The sequence below is a fragment of the Bradyrhizobium sp. Cp5.3 genome (assembly GCF_000426265.1).
Taxonomy (GTDB): domain Bacteria; phylum Pseudomonadota; class Alphaproteobacteria; order Rhizobiales; family Xanthobacteraceae; genus Bradyrhizobium; species Bradyrhizobium neotropicale.
Window position 1 is genome coordinate 453,618 of record NZ_AUFA01000004.1, and the last position, 14,660, is coordinate 468,277.

A 14,660-nucleotide genomic window follows, 5' to 3' on the forward strand; every position below is an offset into this window, starting at 1 on the left:
TGGACAATATTTGGCTGCGGTACTGGAGCGGAGGCTGGCATGGCTGTTGTCGTCGTCACCGGGACGAGCACTGGAATCGGTCTTGCAACCGCAATCACTCTGGCGCGCGGCGGACATGTCGTCTTTGCGGGCATGCGAAATCTCGATAAGGGCGGCGAGCTTCGGGAGGTCACCGCAAAGGAGAACCTTCCGATCAGGCTCGTGAAGCTCGACATCGACAGCGACAGTTCGGTCAACGAAGCGTTCGGCGGGATCCTGAAGGAGGCCGGCCACATCGACGCGCTGGTCAATAACGCGGGAATTCTGGGACGGGGTTATGTCGAAGAGACGCCGATCGCGTTCTTCCGGCAAGTGATGGAAACGAACTTCTTCGGCAGCCTGCGCTGTATCCAGGCTGTCGTGCCCTCGATGCGAGAGCGGCGAAGCGGCTGCATCGTCAACATAACCTCGGTGGCAGGCCAGTTCGGAATGCCGCCGCAGGCGCCCTACGCCGCCTCAAAATGGGCCTTCGAAGGATTGAGCGAGTGCCTCGCGCAAGAGCTCAGCCCATTCAACGTCCGCGTTGCCATCGTGGAGCCGGGCGTGATTGCAACACCGATGACGACGACGCCGAGGCCCGCCCCGCCTCCGAGCCCCTACTCCATGCATGGGCGACGAATGGCTGCCTATTTCATGGCATCACTCGGCAGACCGACCTCGCCGTTCGACGTGGCCAAGACGATCCAGGATATCGTGGAAGGCAAGAGCACGAAGCTGCGAAACCCGGCCGGCGCCGACGGAGCGACGCTCATCAACTGGCGCAAGAGCAAGACCGACGAAGAGTGGGTCCATCTGGGTGCCGCAACCGACGACGAGTGGATCGCCGACGCGAAAAAACATTCCGGACTCGATATCAAATTTTAAGTCGATCAATTTCCAGATCATATCGAATTCCAGGCCGCTACAGGTCATGATGGCTGGCACATCCTGCCGAGCCATTTGACATGTCGGGCAAAACAGCGGCACGATGCCACGATCGAAGAATTGGGCGCTGGACGCTTCGCGAGCGCACCATCGCGAAGATGACGTCGAGGGCTTGATCCAGATCAATCTACCTCCACGGGTAAGAACCAATAATCGTTGAGACATCGTCGCCGACTGGGCCCAGACTCGGGGGGGGCACGGAGCGACCGACATGCCGCTGGCGGCATATTTCTGGAAGATCGGCGCGCTGTTGCTCGCCCTTCTCTTCGTCGCGGACTTTTGTCTGCCCAGGGCGCCGACCGTTCGGGACGCGGCTGCGGACCGGCCGACCATACGCATTCACTCCGAACAAAAATTGCCCGAGCGTGTGGTCTTGGATACCTCGGCTGCGCCTGTCGTATCGAATACGGCCACCGCGATCGCGGCGGCCCCGATCGCGCCACCTGTCGTCCGCGCGGAGACGTCGGCAGCAGCGAATGCATTGGCGATGCTGCCCCGTCCACCCGAATCCGTCGATCGCAAGCGACAACGCAAGCCGCAACACGTCGCGACAAGGCCGAAGCGACATGTGAAGCCGCAGATGGATCCGTGGGCGCGGCCACAATTCGCATGGTTCGGATTCCGGCCCTGGTGAGCGGCGCCCGGCCTATGCACTTCGTGCCACAGCTCATCGCTTGCAGACCGCCGAACCGCCGGGCACGTTGATGTGGATCAAGCAACAGGTCCACCCAAAGGGAATGCTGGATATCCTGAACCAAGTTGGAGGGGAGGATTCCAGAATGAGACACACGCGCGTCAGACAGATTTTGTTCGTAGCAGCCATCCTGGTTTGCGGCACGGGTTCGATCGAATGGTCGCCACAGGATGGCTTGTCACTTGCCATTTCGAGTGCCGAGGCAAGAGTGGGACGTCCTTTGACGCCGGTGAGCGTCGCAGGCGTCGCGCGCAGGACGACCCGGCGCGCGGTGGTCGGCGGCGCGGCCGTCGGAGCCGCCGCTGCCGGCACGGCATGCGTCCGCGTGCTGGTGAACGGCACCTACGTCTGCCGCTGACGCAGCTTTCGTCCTAGGCAGAGCGCTTCTTGTCGGAAAATAGCTTCGGGCCTCGGTCCACGCCGGGGCCCGCGTTTGCGTCTGCAACCGCCCCAAAGCGATCATGCCATGTAGCGTGACCAGCGTCACAGAGCCGATGCTTGCCTTTCGGCAGGTTCCGCATAGGCTGCGCACATATTGTCGGGGCTGCGATGGGCGCGTTTCGCTGGTTTTCATTGTTCTTTTTCATCTGGCTCACCTGCGGCTCGGCCCATGCCGAGCGCCGCGTCGCGCTGGTGATTGGCAACTCCGCCTACAAGAACGTGCCGAAGCTCGCCAATCCCGTGAACGATGCCGCTCTGGTCGGTGGCATGTTGGGGAAGGCCGGATTCGAGAACGTGGAGGTCAAGGTCGACCTCGGTGTTCCCGAGATGCGCAAGGCGCTGCGCGAGTTCGGAATGAGGGCGCGCGATGCCGAAGTCGCCGTGATCTACTACGCCGGGCACGGGATCGAGATCGACGGCAACAACTACCTCATCCCGACCGATGCGGTTCTCGAGGTCGATACGGACGTCTACGACGAGGCCTTTGCGCTTGACCGTGTGCTGGCCACGGTCGAACCCGCCAAGCAGCTTCGGCTCGTCATTCTGGATGCCTGCCGCGACAATCCCTTCGCCAAGACCATGAAGCGCACGGTCGCCGCCCGCGCCATCGGGCGCGGCCTTGCCAAGATCGAGCCGACCAGCCCGAACACGATGATCGCGTTCGCCGCGAAGGCGGGGTCGACGGCTTCGGACGGCGATTCCAAAAACAGCCCGTTCACGGCCGCTCTCGTCGAGCGGCTGCCTACACCCGGTCTCGACCTGCGAAAAGCATTCGGCTTCGTCCGCGACGATGTCTTGAAGAACACGAGCTACAGGCAGGAGCCCTACGTCTACGGCTCGCTTGGTGGCGAGGACGTGCCATTGGTCCCGGCAAAACCGGCCGCCACGGGACCGCAGGCGAGCCCGGATGATGCGGTGCGCCGCGACTACGAGTTGGCGTTGCAGATCGGCACGCGAGAGGTCTGGACCGCTTTCCTCGCCAAATACACCGATGGGTTTTACGCCAGCCTCGCCAAGGGGCAGTTGAGCCGGATCGCAGCAGAGGAAGCGCGGGCCGCCGCCGCAGAGAAGGCCCGGCAGGCCGAGGACGAAAAGACCCGCCTCTCAGCCGAGCGCGCCAAGAAGGCGGAGCAGGACAAGGCCGCGGCCGCAGCGAAGGCCGCCGAGGATGCCCGTCTTGCCGCCGAAAAGGCAAAACAGATCGAGGAGGCCAAGGCCGCAGCGGCCGAGCAGCGGCGGAAGGAGGCCGAGGCTGCCGCAGCCAAGGCGGTTGCCGAAAAGCAGGCCGCCGAGAAGGCACTCGCCGACAAGATCGCCAATGAGAAAGCGGCTGCCGAGTTGGCCGCACAGAAGCAGGCCGCGGAGAAGCAGGCGGCCGAGATGAAGGTGAAGAGCGACAGCGAACAGAAAGTTGCCGCTCTGGCGCCGACCTCATCGCAACCAACTCTCTCGCCTCCGGAGATGGCGAAGCTGGTGCAATCCGAACTGCGGCGTGTCGGATGTCTGACAGGAACTGGCGATGGCGACTGGAACGCGACGTCGCAGCGCTCCCTGACGCTGTTCAACAAATATGCGGGGACGAAGTTCGACACGAAGCTCGCGAGCTTCGACGCGCTGGACGCAATCAAGGCCAGGCAAGGCCGCGTCTGCCCGCTGGTCTGCGATCACGGTTTCAGGGCAGACGGCGATGCCTGCGTGAAGATCACCTGCCGCAGCGGCTATCGCGTCAATGACGACAACGAATGCGAGAAGGTGCCGGAGAAGAAGCCCGTTGCACGCGAGGACCAAAAGCCACGCGATGCGGATCGAAAGCAGACGGAAACAGCGCCATCGAAGCCACAGGCGAGCGGCCAGATCATATGCGGCCAAGCCGGATGTCGACCCGTAAGATCCGGATGCAGGCTGGAACGATCCAGCGCCGCACCCGGATCGGGAAGCACAGGCTCTTCGTATGCCGGCAATGGCATGGGCGGATTGGTTGAAGTTTGCAGGTAGCATGCCCCCAAGCCCGCTCCGTGCTCAACGCTCGTCGATTCGCAGCCGGGCATTGCCGCAAGCGGCGCTGCCTGCGCTCGACGGATAGCCTCCGTTTTTGATCACCGAACTTGTCCGGCCGGCAATGTTTAGCAACAGAAGCGACCGGCCCGATCTTCGCACTCGGATTTGAATCGCCATCCCGCGACTGACTGCGTATGGTCGGACCATGTCCCGCCTCAAGTATCTTCCGATTGTCATCGTTCTGTCGCTGCTGCCGTCCATCGCGCCGGCGGATCCCGTTCACAAGCGGCCGGCGCCGCGCTGGCACGGTTACGGCTTCCTGCCGGGCTATCGCCAGCCACCGAGCAACAGCCAGCCGCTCTATGCGCAGAAGGACCCGACGTGGCGCGTCGCGCGCAACAACCGGCGCCCCTGGTACATCGACCCGGTCCCCCGCTATTACCGGTACTACGACGGCGAGTGGCACTATTTCGGCCGGCCCGGCATCTACAACGGCCGCTACAATGGCGGCAGCTTCGGTCCGTGCTGGACGCGGACGCCGATCGGCCCGATCTGGAATTGCGGCTGATCAGCCAACATCTGGAATCAAGAGGCCGCCCACCGGGGGCGGCCTCTCGCTTGTGGTCGACATCAAATCGCTTGGTGTAGCCTTATTTGGTGTAGCCCTGGCTCGTGCACCACCACATGGCGTCAGCCGCCGTCGAGCCATGCTCCACGACGTATTTCCGGCACGCTTCGTAATTGACAGCGTAGCGTTTGGCGCACGGGACGGAGGAAATGGTCCCGCCGCTCCAGGAGCATTTGTACTGAGCATTTGCCGTCGACATTGACAGGGTTGCGACAGCGAGTACCGCGACGACGAGCGACAAGGTCTTCATGGCTATCTCTCCCGGATTCCAGGGGATAGCGGATGCTATCCCAGGTGGTACGATAGCATGGCCTCGACCGCACCCCATCCGACGGCTGTCATTCGCCGAAAGCTGAACAGCCATTCAAGAAAGTTCCTGCCTGGTTCCTGCAACGGCTGATGCCGGCAGCCGTTGACCCCCGCACCAACGATGCAGAGGAGGAACAGATGAACAAGCTCACTTACGCTCTTGCAGCGATTGCGACGCTTGCGGCCAGTGCCCCGACCATCGCAAACGCGGGCGGCGTCGGCGTCTATATCGGCGGCGACAGCGGCTATTACGGCGATCGCTATGATGGTCCGCGCGCACGCTTCTACGGTCACGACCGCGGCTGGCATCATGGCTGGTACCATCATGACCGCGACTACGATCGTGGCGTGGTGATCCGCCGACATTACTGGGACGATGACTAAGCAAGCCCCGTCATCGAGCGTGGAAGGCCTCGCGGGAAGCGAGGCCTTCCTGTTACTGGCGAAGCATTCGACGAAGATCGCAGGAAGCTCGTAGGGTGGGTTAGCCGGAGGCGTAACCCACCAACTTCTATCCGGGCTGTGAGAGAAGTGGTGGGTTACGCCGAGCGGACCGCGCTTCGCGCAGCCGCGGGGCTAACCCACCCTACGGACTGCTAACTCTTAGCGGAAATACCCCAGCACGAGATCGAGGTCCGAGGCGCCGGCGACGGTGCCGTTCAGCTCGGCATCGATGACGCGGCGGCAGGCCTCGACTGCGGCCTGATCGCCGAGATCGTTGGCGGCTTCCAGCACGAGCCAGGCGGCGTCCACCGACGCCTTTTCCGGGGCTGCGCCGCCGGCATCGGCGGAAACAGCCTTGTTGAGATTCTTGTTTGGATTCTTGCGGGCTGCGGTGCCGAACTGAGGCAACATGGCAAATTCTCCCCTGCCAATTCCCGATGTTTAGTGCATCTGGAGCTCGGCCTGACGACCCGCGGCGGGGTCGGCGGCCGCGTTGTTCTTGCGCGACTGGTAGAACTTCAAAATGCTGCGCGACGTCTCGATGTTGAGGCGACCGAACTCGCGCTCGCTGTCGTTGAGGTCCCGCGCCGTGATCAGATGATCCTTGGCGCCGAGGAACAGCAGCGACATCGTGGTCTGCCAGGAGAAATCGAGCGCCTTGCACAGCACCAGCAGCATCTCGCGGTTGCGGTCCATCAGCGCGCGCTCGATCACGTCCACGGGGAGCGACGACAGCAGCGACAGGCCGATCTGCACCTCGTCGAAGCGGTGCTGGCGCGCGTAGTTCGAGATCGAATCCTGGTTGAGGTTGCCCTGGCGGTACTGCGTCGTCACCACGCGCTTGGCGACGAAGTAGCTGCGCGAGGACGGACCGAACTTGGATTGCAGGTCGCCGGTGACCCCGGTCACCGAGCTCTGGATCTGCGCCATCATCTCGGGACGCTCGGTCTCGAGCCGGCGGCGGACGTCCTCCGACGCTTTGGCGATGAGCTGCTGGAAGATGTGCCGCGGCACGTCCTTGCGCAGGCCAAGTTGTTCGGCGAGAATCGAATCTCCCTCGGCGCGCCTGACCATGTGCAGCAGGCCCGAGCCCGAGAAGCGCGCGCCCTCGTTCCTGGCGACGGCGGTCACGACCTCCTGGTCGCCGCGCTTGACCAGCACGTCGGTCACGGCCTCGCCGATCGACTGGCGCTGCGAGATCGCGAGAAGATGCGACTGGCCCTTGGTCATGGCGTTCCTGACCAGCACCTTCTCGTCGAGCCGGGTGGAGTCGCGCAGCACGGGACCGGCGACATCGATCTCGTCGTCGAAGGCGAGCTGCTCGATGACGTTGAGCGGCGCGTGATCGCACGCCGCCATCAGCTCGGAGAGCTGCGTGCGCGCGGCGACCTCGATCTCATCGGCGAGCCGGCCGATGACCTCGCCGAACATGCTGATCTCGTCGTCGCTGTAGCGACCGGTGATCAACAGATCGGTCGCGTGCCACAGCGCGCGCGCGCGGCTTTCATCCGTGCCCCGCGCGATCGCGTCGTCCAGATCCTGCAGAAGCGATTTCGCCCCGTTCATTCGATAACCCCAGTTCTTGGCGAGCGATCCTGCCTCTGTTGGCAAGACGCCGAATTCCTCTTGAGCTGACGCTAGCCGTCAAACGCGAGAATTCGGTAAAATCGGCAAATCAGTTTTGCCGACCAATTTTCATTAAAATGCGGGGGAATGAATTCACCGCCGCGCAAGGCGCGCATCTGACGCAAGAGCCTGGAGCGCTGAAGCCTCCCCGGCGTCATGGCCGGGCTTCCGTGAAGCCTCAATTCAACTCAAGTTCGTTCAGGGATTCGACGGTGTCAGGACCAGCGGCGGCTTCGGTTTGGGCCTTGGCGGCGGCCCTGGGGCCGGCCTCACCTCGATCGGCGGCGGCAGCGGGGCGACCTGCTGACTCGCGATCGGCGGGCCCTGTGTCGCGGGAGCTGCGTGCTGCGCCTTCGGCGTCGGAGCGGCCTTCGGCTTTTGCGGGATACGGCGCGGATCCTGGCCCGGCAACGGTATGTTGGCCGGCGCCGGCCCGGGCGCCGCGTCCGGAGCGACCAGGGTCGGAAGCGCCGCGGTGGCCGGCGGCGGCTCGCCGCGCTCGATGGCGTCCAGCCGCCGCGTCTCGCGATCGATCGTGCGCACCGCGAGCCACGAGGACAGCGGCCCGAGATCGACGGTGCGGTTCAGTCTGTCGGGGGGACCTGCCGCAAACAGCTGGATCTCGGGCGGGGCGCCGGAGAGCCCAGTCATGATCGGCGTCAGGCTGGCGCGGATGTCGGCCTGGTCGGCCGGAATATCGTAGCCGCCGGAGATGATGGCGCGGGCGTTCTTCGCTTCGAGCGTGGTGGCGCCGACGCGCAAGCGGCCGTCGCGGATCGTGAACGGGATCTGCGCCGAGGCGATCGCGATGGGACCTGCCGACAGCGCGGGCTCGACCAGCTGCCGGAGACGGTTGTCATCGGTGACCTGGCCGCCGTCGCTGGCGCGGATCGCGATCTCGAAGGCGCGCGGGTCGAGGCCGGTGATCTCGGCCGCGTTCAGCGTCACCGTGCCGTTGCCGGCCAGCGCGCCGGTCAGTGCCGCAACGCTGCGGCCCTGGCTGGTCAGCGCCATCTGCACCGAGGCGCGTCCCTTGGGCAGTGCGAGGTTGCGATAGCGCAGCGTCGTCGCATCGACATCGGTGAGCTCGATACGCGCGTTCAGCGCAAGACCGTTAGGGCCATTCCTGGCATCGAGGCTCGCGGCCATCTCGCCGCCGCCGACACTGCCCTTCAGGCCATCGAGCGAGAGCGCCTGGCCGTCGTTCCGGATCGTGCCGCTGAAGGGACGCACCTCGACGCCGCCCGGCAGGCTGCCGCGCAGGGCCTGGAAGGCGATCTTGCCACGCCAGTTGCCGAGAAGCCCCACGCTCAGTGGCTCGCCGGCGTCACGTCCGGCCGCGCCAAGGGCGACCGCGAGCGCCGGCATGAGATCGAGCGTGTCGAGGCCGACCTCGCCCTCGACGCTTCTGTCCTGGTCCAGCGTCATCGCCAGACGGCCGCGCAGGCGCGAGCCGGCCGCGCTGCTGTCGAGATCGTCGAAGATCAGCTTGTTGCCGGACAGGCTGACCCGCGAGGACAGGCCGACATTCTGCGCCGACTTCTCGGTCGGGCTCATTCCGAACAGCGGCGCCAGATTGGCGTTGCGCACGCGCAGATTCGCACTGCCCTTGGATGCCGACCAATCGAAGCTGCCCTGCGCGTCCGCGTCCAGACCGCCCGACAGCTTGGCGCTGAATTGCAGCGGCTTCTGCCAAACGCCACTCAGGCGGCCCTCGAACTGCGAAGTCCCCTCGCCTGCGGCAACCGCGCGATCAAGGCCGAGCAGCGCCAGCAGGGTCGCGGCCTGCGGCGTCGACACATTCGAGTCCAGCGTGAAATCGCTGCTGCGCAGCCTGTCGATGTCGATACCGTTGACCGCGGTCGCCGGGGTCTGAGCCGCCAATGTCGCGGTGGCCTTGAGCTGCGGCGCATCGAGATCGAACGTCGCGCGCGCGTCGCTGCGGTCGGCATGTTCGGCGTTCTTGTCGAGGCTGACGTTGAGCTTCAGGCGCGTGGCGCCCGGCAACGCTTCGATGGCATCGAACCGCGCGCGGACCATTGGTGCCAGCGGCTCGATCAGCGCAGCGAGCTCGCGCAGCGAGCCCGCCGACGATGTCAGCGCAAGCCGGCCGGTCGTGCGCGTGCGGTCGAAATTGCCGCTCGCTTCCGTGGTGACGCCGCTGGCCTGGCCAAATCGGAGCTGCTCCAACGAGAGCGATGTCGGGCCGTAGCCGAGCTTCGCCGTGAACGGCCGCAGCTCCTGGCCGGCCGAGATCGCGCGGCCGACATCGAGCGAAAGCTTTGCCTCCTCCGGCCATTCGCCTTGCGGCCCGGCCATCGCGCGCACGAAGGCCGATGCGACGTCGAGATCGAGGCGATCGGCCTTGAGCTCCGCATCGATCCGCGAGCCCTTGTTCGCGCCGACTTGCGCGAATGCGATCCGGCCCTCGACGGCGCCGCCTTCGATCTCGGCCTTCAGCTTCTCGATCGCGAGATGGTTGGCGGCGATCGTCACGTCGCCGGCAAGGCGCAGCGGCCTCGTGCTGCGGCGGTTGACGTCGCTGCGACCCTGGAGCCAGGCGACCAGCACATCGGGATCGGAGGATTCGACGCTGAGGCGGCCACTGAAACTGTCGGAGCCGGGAGCCGCGCCGTTCAGCGAAAGCTGCGTCATGCCGGGCGCGCGCAGCTCGAGCCGCCGGAAGGTCCAGGACTTGCCGTCGGTCTGCAGCTCGGCCGCGATGTTCTGCAGAGGACGGCCGCCCAGCATGATCTGGTCGGAATTGAACTCGATCTGCGCCGGGATTGGCGCCTGCGGGATCGCAGCGAGGCCGGCGCGCAGGACCGGGAGGATGCGCAGCGGCTCCGCATCGTCCTTGCCAGTCAGCTTGTCAGCATCGACCTGGCGCGCCGACAGCACCGCGCGCAGCAGCGGCGCCGCACCGAACCTGATGTCGCCGACGCCGCCGACCTTCAGCGCATTGTCCTCGGCGCCGAAGCTCGCGTCGATCTGCTCGAATTTCGCACCCGCCGGATCGGCCTTGAGCTTGGCGGCGAGCTTCCAGGGCGTCGGCCCCGCCTCGCCCGGCTTCTTGGGTACGGCCAGCGTCAGCGCGCCATCGAACTTCGGCAGCCGGTTGTCGAAGGTGAGCACACCCTCGAGATCGGCCAGGATGGCGCGCTCGCCGGGATCGATATTGAGATGGAGCCGGGTGGCGCTGCCGTCGGCGCTCGGGCCGGAGGAGAGGCGGAACGGATAGCGGGTGCGCCCGAGGGTGAAATTGCCGTCGCCGCGCACCGAGCCGGCGAGCGAGCGCACGTCGCCCGAGAAGGCGATGTCATTCAATTCCAGCGTCGAGCGGCTGGCGGCATCATGCAGGGCGATGCGGCCGGTGAGGTTCAGCCGCTCGATCGCGAGCGAGGCGAGATTGAAGCTGCCGCTCGCGGTGGACGGCAGGTCGACCCGACCCTTGGCATCGAGGCCGAGATCGACCGCCATGCCATTGACCGTGAGCTCGGTGGCGCGCCATTCGCCACGCATCAGCGAGCCCAGGCTGAACTCGACGTCGAGCTTGTCGGCGCGCAGGCGGCCGAGATCGTTGTTGCCGCCGAAGGTAACCGAGCGCAGGCGCAGCGTCGGCGCCGGCAGCAGCCGCGCGTCCAGCTCGCCCGCCACCCGCACCGGCACGCCGATGATCCGGGTCGCCTCCGCCTCGAACTGGGGCCGGAACTGGTTCCAGTCGACGAAGTAAGGCCCGATCAGCGCGGCCAGCAGCGCAATGATGAAGGCAATCGCTAATCCGAGCAGTGTCGTCTGCACGGGTCTCCCCTCGGCCAAACCGGCGCCCGGGCCAAACCCAAGCCTTGCGTCACTGCCTAAACCCGCGCCGGAACAATCCCTTATATAGGGCGAAGTGTGGCGAAGTCACAGCGACTGTTGCGCGCGGAGGTTAACGCCGAGCCGCCTTACCAGCTCGCCGGCAGCCGCTTCAGGCCGCGCAGCACGAAGGTCGGCCGCCATTCCGGGTTCTCGACGTCGTCGATCCGCAAGTCCGGCAGCCGCCGCAGTAGCGTGGCGATGGCGATCTCGGCCTCGATGCGCGCCAGTTGGGCGCCCAGGCAGAAATGGATGCCGCCGCCGAACGACAGCGGCTTGACGTTCGGCCGGATGATGTCGAGCCGGTCGGGGCGATCAGGATAGACAGCCGGATCGCGGTTGGCCGAGCCGAGCAGGCACAGCACGGTCTCGCCCTTGGGGATCCGCACGCCGCCGAGGTCGTCGATGTCCTCCAGCGTGACCCGCCCGGTCATCTGCACCGACGAATCGTAGCGCAGGAATTCCTCGATCGCATTGGTGATCAGCTCAGGCTTCGCCTTCAGCAGTGCAAGCTGGTCCGGATTGCGATGCAGGGCCAACAGGCCGTTGCCGATCAGGTTGACGGTGGTCTCGTGGCCAGCGCCGAACAGCAGGATGATGTTGGCGGTCAGTTCCTCGTTGGTGAGCTTGTGGCCGTCCTCCTCGGCCTGCACCAGCTGGGTCGTGAGGTCGTCGCCGGGATTGCGGCGGCGCAGCTCGAACAACTGCTGGAAATACATCTGCGCCATCAGGTTGCCGGCGTTGCCCTGCTTGATCTCCTCCGGCGAGAGCGGCACGGGATCGAGCAGCCGGCCGCCATCGCGCGAGCTCTTGTAGAAGACCTCGCGATGGTCTTCGGGGATTCCGAGCATGTCGCAGATGATGGTGACCGGCAGGCGGAAGGCAAAATCCTCGATCAGGTCCATGTGGCCGTGATCCATCACCGCATCGATGGTCTGATCGACGATCTCCTGGATGCGCGGCCGCATGTCCTCGACGCGGCGGGCGGTGAAGGCCTTTACCACCAGGCCGCGCAGGCGGGTGTGATCGGGCGGATCGGCCTGCAGCATCCAGTGGCTCATGCTGCGGAAGACCGGCTCCTCCATGATCTTCTCGCCGTAGCGGCGCTTGGTGCGCTCGACATAGTCCTTGCCGAAACGCTTGTCGCGCATCACGAGGCTCACCTCGGCATGGCGGCTGGTGACGAACGAGCCGTAGGGCGAGAGGTGGACCGGATCGGTCGTGCGCAGCCGCGCATAGTGCGGATAGGGATCGCGGATGAAATCCGGTGACAGCGGATTGAACAGCGGCCCGCCGCCTGCGGGTTGCACATGCTCGTTCATGGTGACCTCAAATCGGTTGCCGCATGACACGAATACGCCGGCGGCCCAAAGCCCGGCGTAACCATCCCTGAATAATCAACTCGATACATTGTTGTATCGAGTTGCATTCTCGCCTAATCTGCGCCGATGTCAAGGGTAAGAACCAGGCCGACCAGGGACGACACGCGCGACAAGCTGTTCGAGGCAGCCGCCCGCGTGTTCGAGCAGGAAGGCATCGGCAGTGCCAGCATCGAGGCGATCGCGGCCGCGGCCGGTTTCACCCGCGGGGCGTTCTATTCGAACTTCAAGAGCAAGGATGAGCTGATCATCGCGATGCTCGAAGATCATGTCGAGCAGTCGATCCGGCGCAATCTCGACATCCTCGCCGAGCATACCGATCTCGACGACTTCATCGCAGCCTTGAAATCGATGGATCGCAGCCGGCAGGATCCGCTTGGCCGCTCCCCTCTCCTGCACATGGAGATGATCCTCTACGTCGCGCGCGCCGAGAAACGCCGCCCCGAACTTGCAAAACGCCTGCGCGCCCGGCGCAAGCTGATTGCCGACATCGTCGAGACCACGCTGAAGGGCAACGGCAGGAATGGCGGACTCAACCCGTCATGGACAGCGTCCGTCGTGCTGGCCTTGGAGGACGGCTTTCGCCTGCACCGGTTGATCGATCCGGAGACGACGCCGGCCGACAGTTTTATGCGCGCGATCACGGATTTGAGGCGCAGGACGGGATTGTCGCCGGACTAGGGTGTGGCTTCACAAAATCGTCGAGCCAGTTTTGCTCTCGAAAGCAGACGTTCAAGCGGCGTGGGCACATGTCGGGATTTGGGCAACTCCGGACTCAAATTGCGTGCTCTTCAATCATCTCATCGCGCTGGCGATGAGGGGCGTATTGGAGGCCCGCGCCGTAAGACAGAGCGGGCTCCGGTGCGAGAGCCCGGAGCCCTTATGTTGATTGCCCAAAGTCAAAGATGGATTCGGCGACTAGTATCTGGAGGCAGCCGGCGCGCCCCAGTTGAACAAGTAGTTGACACCAACTTTCACCATCTGGACATTGCGATTGTTGGAGGTGAACGTATCGCCAGCGAGGAACGGGGCCGTGGCCGGAATGACGAAAGTCCGGTTGCCCAACCCGAGATAGTCGTATTCGAACTTCACCGTCCAATTGTTCGTGAACGCATATTCGAAGCCAGCCCCTACCAGCCAACCGCCGGCGTTGTTGCCGCAGTTTGTAAGGCCGAAGGTGCCGCAGGTGAAAGACGCGCCCGTCGTGAGGTTGGTGACGGTGAAGTTGTTGTTGCCAACCCAACCGCCGCCGGCCTTGCCATAGAACATCCAGTGGTCGACGGCCCAGCCGAAGCGAGCAGCCACTGTCGTGATCCAGCGATTGTTGTTGTTGGTGACCGCGATGGCTCCAACGCCCGGAATGAAAACACCGGCGCCGTTGTTGTTATTGTTGCCGGCCCAGTCGAAGTCCCATTCGCCGCCGATGACGAAATTGCCAATCTGGTAATTGCCGCCGATCTGTCCGCCGCCGATGAATCTGCCGTTGTTATTGTTGTTGAAGTTTGTCAGGAAGAGCGTGTCGTGCCAGCGGTTGTTGGACCAGGCGCCTCCAATGTTGGCGCCGATGTAGAACCCGGTCCAACTGAACACGGGCACCGGCGGTGGCGGCGGCGGGGCCTTAACAGCCATATCCGCTGCTCCGGCGGCCGTTGTGCCGAGCGCAATGAGCGCGACACTTGCGGTCAACGTCTTATTCATTTGCGTCCCCTTCTTCAAAAACCGAGCACCATCCGAGCGACGTGAATCGCAGCCGCTGTATGCCCCTAAGGGAATGCAACAGCAGGAGCGCGAGGCTGCCTATGCAGATTTGGCAAAGTTGCAAAGAAAGCGGCAATGTTGCAGATCGGCAACTATCTGAGGTTCGGCCGCGAAGCCAATGAACCATCGCTCGTGCGAAGCAACCGGTTACGCTGCGAGGTCGGCTCTTCCGTCACCAGCTGACCAATGCTCAAAGGCTCGCTAGATTGCAGCATTGGGTCTTGGTTGTGTGGAAATGGATAGCTCGGAAGCGGCCGTAGTCGACAATCGTTGCAGGCCGCCGATGTTTTCGCGTCGGATCGTCCAATAGCCGGCTGAGGTGGTTATAGCGACGCGCGGTGGCGCTTTTGGACGCACTTCCGCGCGTTCAGGTGGCGCGGATTGCTGCAATCAGGCTCGGTTTGCCGACGATGTTCATCACCCGAGTGAGGTTATAGGCCAGGACGTGCAAAGCCATCTCGGCGGCGACGTTCCGTAGGCGCTTCATCAAGAAGTGGGTTGCACCCATACGGGCCTTGATCGTGCCAAAGGGATGCTCGACCGTCTCGCGTCGCGTCCGCAT

At 64.4% G+C, this 14,660-nt stretch carries 14 protein-coding genes; 7 read left to right on the top strand and 7 right to left on the bottom strand.

What is annotated here, in order from left to right:
- The first annotated feature begins 39 nt into the window (after nt 1-39).
- From K289_RS0109875 to K289_RS0109895, 5 genes are all read left to right on the top strand, one after another.
- Nucleotides 40-903, top strand: coding sequence for an SDR family oxidoreductase (locus K289_RS0109875; RefSeq protein ID WP_027551357.1), 864 nt, complete (start codon nt 40-42; stop codon nt 901-903).
- A 271-nt stretch (nt 904-1,174) separates the two neighbouring features.
- Nucleotides 1,175-1,597, top strand: coding sequence for a hypothetical protein (locus K289_RS0109880; protein ID WP_027551358.1), 423 nt, complete (start codon nt 1,175-1,177; stop codon nt 1,595-1,597).
- A gap of 145 nt (nt 1,598-1,742) precedes the next feature.
- Complete coding sequence (locus K289_RS0109885) at nt 1,743-2,015, top strand: hypothetical protein (protein WP_027551359.1); 273 nt, start codon at nt 1,743-1,745, stop codon at nt 2,013-2,015.
- A gap of 191 nt (nt 2,016-2,206) precedes the next feature.
- Nucleotides 2,207-4,093 carry a caspase family protein gene (locus K289_RS44165; protein WP_051310534.1) on the top strand — a complete coding sequence of 629 codons (1,887 nt, stop codon included), beginning with the start codon at nt 2,207-2,209 and terminating at the stop codon, nt 4,091-4,093.
- 208 nt (nt 4,094-4,301) lie between these two features.
- Complete coding sequence (locus tag K289_RS0109895; protein ID WP_027551360.1) at nt 4,302-4,664, top strand: hypothetical protein; 363 nt, start codon at nt 4,302-4,304, stop codon at nt 4,662-4,664.
- Nucleotides 4,665-4,746: 82 nt separating this feature from the next.
- Here the strand turns inward: K289_RS0109895 and K289_RS0109900 are convergent, their stop codons facing one another.
- Nucleotides 4,747-4,974 carry a hypothetical protein gene (locus K289_RS0109900; RefSeq protein ID WP_027551361.1) on the bottom strand — a complete coding sequence of 76 codons (228 nt, stop codon included), beginning with the start codon at nt 4,972-4,974 and terminating at the stop codon, nt 4,747-4,749.
- Nucleotides 4,975-5,171: 197 nt separating this feature from the next.
- On the opposite strand from K289_RS0109900, the gene K289_RS0109905 reads away from it, so the two are divergent.
- Nucleotides 5,172-5,417, top strand: a complete 246-nt coding sequence (locus K289_RS0109905; protein ID WP_027551362.1) for a hypothetical protein — start codon at nt 5,172-5,174, stop codon at nt 5,415-5,417.
- Between the two features lie 219 nt (nt 5,418-5,636).
- Here K289_RS0109905 and K289_RS0109910 read toward each other — a convergent pair whose 3' ends face one another.
- From K289_RS0109910 to K289_RS0109925, 4 genes are all read right to left on the bottom strand, one after another.
- On the bottom strand, nt 5,637-5,888 hold the full coding sequence (locus tag K289_RS0109910; RefSeq protein WP_027551363.1) for a hypothetical protein: 252 nt from the start codon (nt 5,886-5,888) through the stop codon (nt 5,637-5,639).
- A 30-nt stretch (nt 5,889-5,918) separates the two neighbouring features.
- The gene (locus tag K289_RS0109915) at nt 5,919-7,043 is read right to left on the bottom strand and encodes a DUF2336 domain-containing protein (RefSeq protein WP_027551364.1); all 1,125 of its coding nucleotides are present in this window, start codon (nt 7,041-7,043) and stop codon (nt 5,919-5,921) included.
- Nucleotides 7,044-7,301: 258 nt separating this feature from the next.
- Nucleotides 7,302-10,904 carry an AsmA-like C-terminal region-containing protein gene (locus K289_RS0109920; RefSeq protein WP_027551365.1) on the bottom strand — a complete coding sequence of 1,201 codons (3,603 nt, stop codon included), beginning with the start codon at nt 10,902-10,904 and terminating at the stop codon, nt 7,302-7,304.
- A 146-nt stretch (nt 10,905-11,050) separates the two neighbouring features.
- Complete coding sequence (locus tag K289_RS0109925; protein WP_027551366.1) at nt 11,051-12,283, bottom strand: cytochrome P450; 1,233 nt, start codon at nt 12,281-12,283, stop codon at nt 11,051-11,053.
- A gap of 126 nt (nt 12,284-12,409) precedes the next feature.
- On the opposite strand from K289_RS0109925, the gene K289_RS0109930 reads away from it, so the two are divergent.
- Nucleotides 12,410-13,021, top strand: a complete 612-nt coding sequence (locus K289_RS0109930) for a TetR/AcrR family transcriptional regulator (protein ID WP_027551367.1) — start codon at nt 12,410-12,412, stop codon at nt 13,019-13,021.
- A gap of 237 nt (nt 13,022-13,258) precedes the next feature.
- On the opposite strand, the gene K289_RS0109935 is transcribed toward K289_RS0109930, so the two are convergent.
- Together K289_RS0109935 and K289_RS0109945 are read right to left on the bottom strand one after the other, a co-directional pair.
- Entirely contained in the window at nt 13,259-14,056 is a 798-nt protein-coding gene (locus K289_RS0109935) for an outer membrane protein (RefSeq protein WP_051310535.1), read from the bottom strand.
- 409 nt (nt 14,057-14,465) lie between these two features.
- The coding region (locus K289_RS0109945; RefSeq protein WP_027551369.1) for a transposase at nt 14,466-14,660 on the bottom strand (195 nt) is incomplete at its 5' end.

Bases quoted from the DNA above. Each gene is read 5' to 3' on its own strand.
- K289_RS0109915 (WP_027551364.1), bottom strand. From the start codon at position 7,043: ATGAACGGGGCGAAATCGCTTCTGCAGGATCTGGACGACGCGATCGCG.
- K289_RS0109905 (WP_027551362.1), top strand. From the start codon at position 5,172: ATGAACAAGCTCACTTACGCTCTTGCAGCGATTGCGACGCTTGCGGCC.
- K289_RS0109880 (WP_027551358.1), top strand. From the start codon at position 1,175: ATGCCGCTGGCGGCATATTTCTGGAAGATCGGCGCGCTGTTGCTCGCC.
- K289_RS0109895 (WP_027551360.1), top strand. From the start codon at position 4,302: ATGTCCCGCCTCAAGTATCTTCCGATTGTCATCGTTCTGTCGCTGCTG.
- K289_RS0109875 (WP_027551357.1), top strand. From the start codon at position 40: ATGGCTGTTGTCGTCGTCACCGGGACGAGCACTGGAATCGGTCTTGCA.
- K289_RS0109910 (WP_027551363.1), bottom strand. From the start codon at position 5,888: ATGTTGCCTCAGTTCGGCACCGCAGCCCGCAAGAATCCAAACAAGAAT.
- K289_RS0109900 (WP_027551361.1), bottom strand. From the start codon at position 4,974: ATGAAGACCTTGTCGCTCGTCGTCGCGGTACTCGCTGTCGCAACCCTG.
- K289_RS44165 (WP_051310534.1), top strand. From the start codon at position 2,207: ATGGGCGCGTTTCGCTGGTTTTCATTGTTCTTTTTCATCTGGCTCACC.
- K289_RS0109885 (WP_027551359.1), top strand. From the start codon at position 1,743: ATGAGACACACGCGCGTCAGACAGATTTTGTTCGTAGCAGCCATCCTG.
- K289_RS0109930 (WP_027551367.1), top strand. From the start codon at position 12,410: ATGTCAAGGGTAAGAACCAGGCCGACCAGGGACGACACGCGCGACAAG.
- K289_RS0109925 (WP_027551366.1), bottom strand. From the start codon at position 12,283: ATGAACGAGCATGTGCAACCCGCAGGCGGCGGGCCGCTGTTCAATCCG.